General features: G+C 53.5%; 6 protein-coding genes. 3 read left to right on the top strand and 3 right to left on the bottom strand.

The annotated features are described in order from the left end of the window. The 3 genes from V6D20_07530 to V6D20_07520 all read left to right on the top strand — a co-directional run. Positions 1-252: GNAT family N-acetyltransferase (locus V6D20_07530; GenBank protein HEY9815634.1), on the top strand; the 252-nt coding region annotated here is incomplete at its 5' end. Next, positions 252-917 carry a YqiA/YcfP family alpha/beta fold hydrolase gene (locus V6D20_07525; protein ID HEY9815633.1) on the top strand — a complete coding sequence of 222 codons (666 nt, stop codon included), beginning with the start codon at positions 252-254 and terminating at the stop codon, positions 915-917. The genes V6D20_07530 and V6D20_07525, both read left to right, overlap by 1 nt. A 196-nt stretch (positions 918-1,113) precedes the next feature. After that, positions 1,114-2,748, top strand: coding sequence for an alpha-D-glucose phosphate-specific phosphoglucomutase (locus V6D20_07520; protein HEY9815632.1), 1,635 nt, complete (start codon positions 1,114-1,116; stop codon positions 2,746-2,748). Between the two features lie 192 nt (positions 2,749-2,940). On the opposite strand, the gene ggt is transcribed toward V6D20_07520, so the two are convergent. The 3 genes from ggt to V6D20_07505 form a co-directional block, all read right to left on the bottom strand. Next, positions 2,941-4,740 (bottom strand): gamma-glutamyltransferase, encoded by a 1,800-nt coding sequence (gene ggt, locus V6D20_07515; GenBank protein ID HEY9815631.1) that lies wholly within the window; start codon positions 4,738-4,740, stop codon positions 2,941-2,943. A gap of 236 nt (positions 4,741-4,976) precedes the next feature. Next, positions 4,977-5,582, bottom strand: a complete 606-nt coding sequence (locus V6D20_07510; GenBank protein ID HEY9815630.1) for an SMI1/KNR4 family protein — start codon at positions 5,580-5,582, stop codon at positions 4,977-4,979. Positions 5,583-5,690: 108 nt separating this feature from the next. Next, positions 5,691-7,279: AAA family ATPase (locus tag V6D20_07505; protein ID HEY9815629.1), on the bottom strand; the 1,589-nt coding region annotated here is incomplete at its 5' end.

Raw genomic sequence — 7,279 nt, 5'->3', positions numbered from 1 at the left:
AACTTAGCGGTGCAGCCCCATTATCGACGACAGGGGGTAGCCAAACAGCTCCTGGGCGTTTGTGAGCGGATTGCTTTAGATTGGGGCTATCCCGAAATTTGTCTCCATGTGTTGGAAAATAATACCAATGCGCGCCGACTGTATCATCAGCTAGGGTTTCGACTACAGCGGGCGGATACCAGCGTGGGATCGATGTTGCTCAAGCGTCCCCAACAGCTCATGATGAGCAAAGCCCTCACCCCGTCATCCTGATGACCCTACCAGAGCGCGATCGCCCCTCCATCATCTACCTGCATGGCTTTGCCTCCAGTCCCGCCTCGGCCAAGGCCCAGTATCTCGGCGATCGCCTACGAGAGGCCGGTATCACCGTGGCAATTCCCGATCTCAACCAAGACGACTTCTCCCACTTGACCCTAACGCGTCAACTGCAGCAGGTGCAGGAAATCCTAGCCCCAGCCTCATCACCGGTGACCCTGATTGGCTCCAGCTTTGGCGGACTCACCGCCGCCTGGCTGGCAGAACAGGCACCCACCGTCGATCGCTTAGTGTTGCTAGCCCCCGCCTTTCAATTTCTCGACCACTGGCTATCCCGGCTGGGTGCCGACCAGGTGGCCCACTGGCAAAGCACCGGCTATCTGCAGGTGTATCACTACACAGCCCAAGCGCACCTACCGCTGCACTATGGGTTTATCACCGATGCTCAAACCTATGATGAAAAGAACCTGCAGCGATCGCTGCCGACCTTGATTCTCCATGGGCGATCAGATGAGGTGATTCCCATTGCCGCCAGCCGTGCCTATGCGAGCGATCGCCCCTGGGTGAGCCTAGTGGAGCTAGACGATGATCACAGTTTGGGCAAGGTGCAGCCCCAGCTATGGCAAGCGATCCAAGAGTTTTGTGGAATTCAAGAAACCTAGGCAGGATGATCGAGAGCGATCACGCCCAAGGGCTTTCCTGCATCCTATGGGATCAAGAAACATTCACGACTCAGAGCACCTGATCTCCAAGGGTGCTTCAAGGAGCGATCGCCTTCCCCGAGAAAATTGCCCATAGGGGTAACTGACCTGATAAGTTGATGGAAGTTCGGGCCAACCTCGTCAAAAGAAGATCCTGATGAACATACATACTGTCTCTACCCAACCCTTCGATGACCAAAAACCCGGCACATCTGGCCTACGTAAGTCCGTTACTGCATTTCAAACCCGGAACTACCTCGAAAATTTTGTTCAATCCATCTTCGATAGCCTAGAGGGCTATGCCGGAAGCACCTTGGTGGTGGGCGGCGATGGACGATACTACAATCGGGTCGCCATCCAAGTCATTCTTAAAATGGCGGCAGCCAACGGCTTTGGGCGCGTGTTGGTGGGTCAAGGCGGTATCTTGTCAACCCCCGCAGCCTCCTGCATTATCCGCAAATATCAAGCCTTTGGAGGCATCATCCTATCCGCCAGCCACAACCCCGGCGGCCCCGATGGCGACTTTGGCATTAAGTACAACATCGGCAATGGCGGCCCTGCCCCCGAAAAGGTGACGGAAGCCATCTATGCTCGCAGCCAGACGATCGACCAGTTCAAGATTCTAGAAGTTGCGGATGTGGATCTCGATCAACTGGGTTCCGTGCAGCTCGGCGAGATGACCGTGGAGGTGATCGACGCCGTTGCCGACTACGCCGAACTCATGCAGTCCCTATTTGACTTCGATCGCATCCGTGCTTACCTATCCAGCACCGCCTTCCGCATGAGCATAGACTCGATGCACGCCGTCACCGGCCCCTACGCTCAGGTGATTTTCGAACAGTTACTAGGTGCGCCAGCAGGCACGGTGGTGAATGGTGTTCCCCTAGAAGACTTCGGCGGCGGCCACCCCGATCCAAACCTGGTCTATGCCCATGACTTGGTGGAACTCCTGTTTGGCAAGGATGCGCCTGATTTTGGAGCTGCATCGGATGGAGACGGCGATCGCAACATGATCCTCGGACAACGCTTCTTCGTCACCCCTAGCGATAGCTTAGCCATCTTAGCCGCCAATGCCACCCTGGTACCCGGCTACAAAAATGGACTGGCCGGCATCGCCCGCTCCATGCCCACCAGCCAAGCCCCCGACCGCGTCGCCGCTGCTTTGGGGATTGACTGCTACGAAACACCCACCGGCTGGAAGTTCTTCGGCAACTTACTGGATGCAGGTAAGGCGACTCTCTGCGGCGAGGAAAGCTTCGGCACAGGTTCTAATCATGTGCGTGAAAAAGATGGCCTGTGGGCGGTCTTATTTTGGCTGAATGTCTTAGCTGTTCGTCAAGAATCAGTGGAAGCGATCGTCACCGAGCACTGGAAAACCTATGGTCGCAACTACTACTCTCGCCATGACTATGAAGAAGTAGCTAGCGAACCAGCCAATCAACTCATGGATAACTTGCGATCGCTTGTCCCAACCCTGAAGGGTAAGATTTACGGCAAGTATGAGGTTGACTATGGCGATGACTTTAGCTATACCGACCCCGTAGACGGCAGCATCAGCAAGAAGCAAGGCATCCGTATTGGCTTCACCGATGGCTCCCGCATCGTCTTCCGCCTCTCGGGTACCGGCACCAAGGGTGCAACCCTGCGGCTGTACGTGGAAAGCTACGAAGCCGATCCAGCTAAGCAAGGACTTGATCCTCAAGATGCCCTCAGTGACCTGATTGCGATCGCTGATGAGATAGCTCAAATTCGGACACTCACAGGTCGCGACAAGCCTACAGTGATCACCTAAGCGATCGCTCTTGATGAGTTATCTAGCCTCCCAAGTCCACGTAATTTGGGAGGCTAGTGATGTTAGATTCAAGAATCAAGTAGGTTATAGCTGTAGTCTGTCGGGTTGAGACATCTCCTAGATGAACGTTCAACCATTCAAAGATCTCCAGGTTTTTATGGGTTTCCTAAGCCCTGGAACGATAGCTCTATCTTACTGACCCACCACCATAGCTGCACCGCCTCCGCGCCGTCTTGGTTCGGCTGCAGCCACCGTGAGCCCATCTGGATGTACCACAAGACCTACGGCTGCACCAATATCTGGCACCGGTTCCAAAACATGCCCTAGGGCTGCGATCGCCTCTCCAGTTGCTGTATGTTCAAACCCGCTATCCACCAGAGTGATGCCACTATTACGCTGGGAGATCCGAGGGGCAGCGATCGCATCGGGTAAGGACATCCCGAAATCCATCAGGTTAATGCCAATACCCGCCACGGTTGTGATGATGGTGGAGCCGCCAGGGGAGCCAAAGGCCAAGATCGCTCCTTCAGGACTGCGGGCAATAGTGGGGGCCATGCTGCTGCGTGGTCGTTTCCCAGGTTCTGGTGTATTTGGATGGGGACTCACTGGATCGAAGTCCGTTAACTCATTGTTGAGGATAAATCCATATCCCGGTACTACGATACCCGAACCACCAATCGATTCAATCGTAAACGTATAGGACACCACATTGCCCCAGCGATCGCTGACCACAAGATGGGTCGTTGACGTTCCTTCAGCTCCCTCAGTGAGAACCATTGGCGGGGGAACGGTCATGCTAGGACTTGGATCAACTTGGTATAGCAGCGGATTGCCCTGCATCGCCCGCGCCTCGCGTCCGCCTTCTAGAGCGCGATCGCCAATGAGCGATCGCCGTGATTGAATAAAATCCGCATGGCTTAGCCCGGCAACGGGTACATCTACGTAGCCTGGATCCCCTAGATAAGCATTGCGATCGGCAAAGGCTAAGCGTTCCGCTTCAATGACCGTATGCCAGGACTTTGGCAGATCAAGATGGTCTAGATCAAACCCTGAGAGAATATTGAAAATTTCCCCCGTAGTCAGCCCACCACTACTGGGTAAGCCCATACCATACAGCGTATAACCGCGATAGGAGGTCACCGTTGGAGGACGCACCCTCACGGCATACTGATCTAGATCCTGCACGGTCATCCCGCCTGGAATGATAGGAAACGGTGGATGTTCAACCGTGGGGGGATGTTGCACCGTTTGGGCGATCGCGTCTGCAACCTCACCTCGATAAAAAGCATTAACGCCCTGCGCAGCAAGTAAGCGATAGGTTTTAGCTAAATCAGGATTTCTGAACCAAGAACCGATGGCAGGTGGATGCCCCTCAGGCAGAAAAAGCGTCTGGGTTGAGGTAAATGCAGCAAAACGCGCTTGGTTTTGGGTCACTTGCTGATGAAATGTTTCATCAACCCTAAACCCATCGTCAGCCAGAGAGATAGCTGGCTGCAAGACCTCAGCCAAGGATAAGGTACCGTAGCGACTCATGGCCTCCGACCACTCCAAGGGCGTGCCGGGAACCCCAACGGCAACACCACTTGAAATACGGTTGGGGAAGAAGGGCAAGATTTCTCTAGGGCGATCGGGATCTGCAAATATATCTACATGGGTCGATGCCGGTGCTTGTTCTCGTCCATCAAGTGTGATCACATAATCCTGATCGTTGAGATAAATAACCATAAATCCACCACCACCAAGTCCAGCAGAAAAGGGTTCTGAGACACCCAGGGCAGCAGCAGTGGCGATCGCTGCATCGACAGCATTGCCTCCCGACTTCAAGATATTAATACCAATTTGGGTGGCTTGGGGATCAACGGTGGCAACGGCTCCCCCATAGCCCTGGGCTACAAAAGGGCTGGGCTGAGCAAAGGTGAGTCGATTGGCGGTCAAGGCATACCAGGCTACACTACAGATGCATAGTGCTAGCCAAAAGTGTCGTTTGCCCATCGTCTTGTCCCTCGGATCATTGGTCAGTCCATCATATGGCACCTGACGGGCAATCGCTCTCTAGGTAGAGAGAAAAAGCGATCGCTGCTCTTAGCCATAAATTATCTGTAGCTCCGTATCACATTACGCACCGAATCCCCATGTTCCACAAAGAGAACAATCGACGGAACCCCGGAGCATTGATAGGTTCATACCAGAATCACCACCCCAGCTACGTTCGCTCCAGATACCTTCTTCTAACATCCTTCGTCATATATCTTGGGTACAGTTCCCGGATTATAGGCAAGCCGGACAGCTCCAAAAGCAGCATAATCTACGATGTCAATATATCTGTCTTCAGCAACCTCATAAATGCCGGTTTCATAGCACTCAGCTATAGTCAACATCATCGTCGTTAAGCTAGTAAAAGCTAAGTGAATCTCGCCTAGTTGATCCATGAAGTAGACAGGAGCTGTTTCTGATTCATAATCCATTCCCTCAACCACAAAATGCTCTCCTTCAAAATCACAGAAGGGAAATACATAGGTTGGCAAATATTCCCGTTGTCTATTACGTATCTGAGACGAATGATTGATGAATCCAAATTCTGCCTGCTTCATGGCATAGTCTATATCTAGGAAGGAATGATAAACAAAGATGCCACAGTCCCAATCCTCATTGTTAGTACCGTTATGCCATTGGTAAAGAGTATAAAGTTCTTGCGGCAGGTAGCGGGGAAATTTCTTCAGCTTTTTCTGAAGATAGTCCAAGGGTAATCCTGGCTGAAACCGATACATATACTCTGGCTTATTCTTTTGTAGCCAGGCGTAAATTCGTTCTAGTGCATCGATTAGGTCAGTCATAGGGAAATTCTGATACTCACGATAGAGGAGCAGGTAAGAAGCAAGGCATCGTACAAGCTGGATGCGTTTGAGTGTGTCTTACAGGCGATCATACCTGACTAGCGAGGCTTAAGGACGTTGTTGCACCCAGCGGCGCATGAGTTCGACGGTGAACCCCAGGCGATCGCCCTCTTGAATCACCACATCATGGTCGCAGAGGGTCTTGAGGGCAGCGGTGACTGCATCAGGAGAGAGTCCAGTTGCCGCGACTAGATCCGGGTGCGCTAAGGGGGCGTTGCTGAGGGCTTGCAGCAGTTCAGGTTGCCCCGGTGGCTCGCTGGTTTCGGCCTGTCGCCACACGCCGGTGAAGTAGGCTCCGCCGTCTTGGAACAGGGTGGGAGAGTCGATCACGGCATGGAGGTCTGCGAGGGAAATGGGGCGATCGCTCTTCTGACCCTCATCAAACACTTGGCGATTGAACTGGGTGACGAGGGTTTGGCCAATGAGCTGGACGAGGTAGGGCTGACCGTGGGTGAGATGGACAATTTCGTCGATGGCATCAGGGCTGTAGTCGAGGGGAAAGTCGGGGGCAGGTTGGGTAATCAGTTGGCGGGTAGCGGCGGGGCTAAGGAAGCTTACCTTGCGGGGTTTGATGCTGCCAAAGAGAGGATGCCAGTAGTCGTGGCATTTTTCTTGGAGGGTGTAGAGACCCGCTAAGAGCAGGACAAACCAGTCAGTCGTTTGGATCAGGCCACGCAGGAAGTCGGTCACCGCTGGATCAACACGACCAGCATCCATGGCTGCTTCTAATAGTTCATATTCATCGATGGCAACGATGAACCGGCGGTCAGTCATGATGGGAGCAAGGTGCTTCAGCCAGCGATCGAAGGTGCGGTAAGGATTGTGGGCAGTCTCCAAAAAGGCGGCTTCGTCGGGTTCAGAAATAGTGGGCTGTAGGTCAGGGGGGAGGCGATCGTAGAGGGCCAGGGCCAGGGCATAGAGCCAGTCACCAGTGCTGCGGACGGTGCCGGTGCGCTGGAGGTTGAAGTCTACCACCCAGTTGCGATGGGCATCGAGGCGATAGGGCAGGTTTTTGAGAATCGATGACTTACCCATACGGCGATGGCCATAGAGCACCACAGAATCCACCTGACCAGGCTTTAGCCACAGTTCTTCCAGCTCTCGCAGAATATCTTGACGCCCCACAAACAAATCGCCCGAGACCGGATTGCCGGCCACGTAGGGATTGGGCACTGGTTCAGCAATGGTCATGCTGCCTAGTTCACCACTGGCATCGCTAACCAACTTGCGCCAGCGTCGCAGGATATCTTGCAAAATGATGCGTTCAGGGAGCAAGACAATATTTTCTTTGAAGAAATCTCGTAGAGTTTCATCGCTGATGAACGCTCGAAGGCCTTCCAGGGCATCTGTCACCCGCCCCAAGGCCGCGAGCTGGTTGAGGCGGCTGGTGGAATGATTGAAGACGATGATATCTTGTCCGATGACTTGAAACTGCTGAAGTGCTTGAATAACCGTAGGACGAATAGCCCCATCCACCGGCGGCAGAGGAACATTGGGAGCCTGGGACAAGTCAGCCAGATCAGCATATTGGTGAAACTGGATCATTGCCTCAAAGGACTGTTGAATTTCTTGACCACCGGGATAATCGGTGAGGCGGTGCAACAGGGGGCGACAGCTTGCCAGATCAAACCCATCCG

The sequence above is a fragment of the Candidatus Obscuribacterales bacterium genome (genome assembly GCA_036703605.1).
In the GTDB taxonomy this organism is placed as follows: Bacteria; Cyanobacteriota; Cyanobacteriia; order RECH01; family RECH01; genus RECH01.
Note: the sequence above shows the minus strand (reverse complement) of the source record. Positions and strands in the feature narration are given on the sequence as shown.

Coding starts and splice junctions, on each gene's coding strand:
- V6D20_07525 (HEY9815633.1), top strand. CDS start 252: ATGACCCTACCAGAGCGCGATCGCCCCTCCATCATCTACCTGCATGGC.
- V6D20_07520 (HEY9815632.1), top strand. CDS start 1,114: ATGAACATACATACTGTCTCTACCCAACCCTTCGATGACCAAAAACCC.
- V6D20_07510 (HEY9815630.1), bottom strand. CDS start 5,582: ATGACTGACCTAATCGATGCACTAGAACGAATTTACGCCTGGCTACAA.
- ggt (HEY9815631.1), bottom strand. CDS start 4,740: ATGGGCAAACGACACTTTTGGCTAGCACTATGCATCTGTAGTGTAGCC.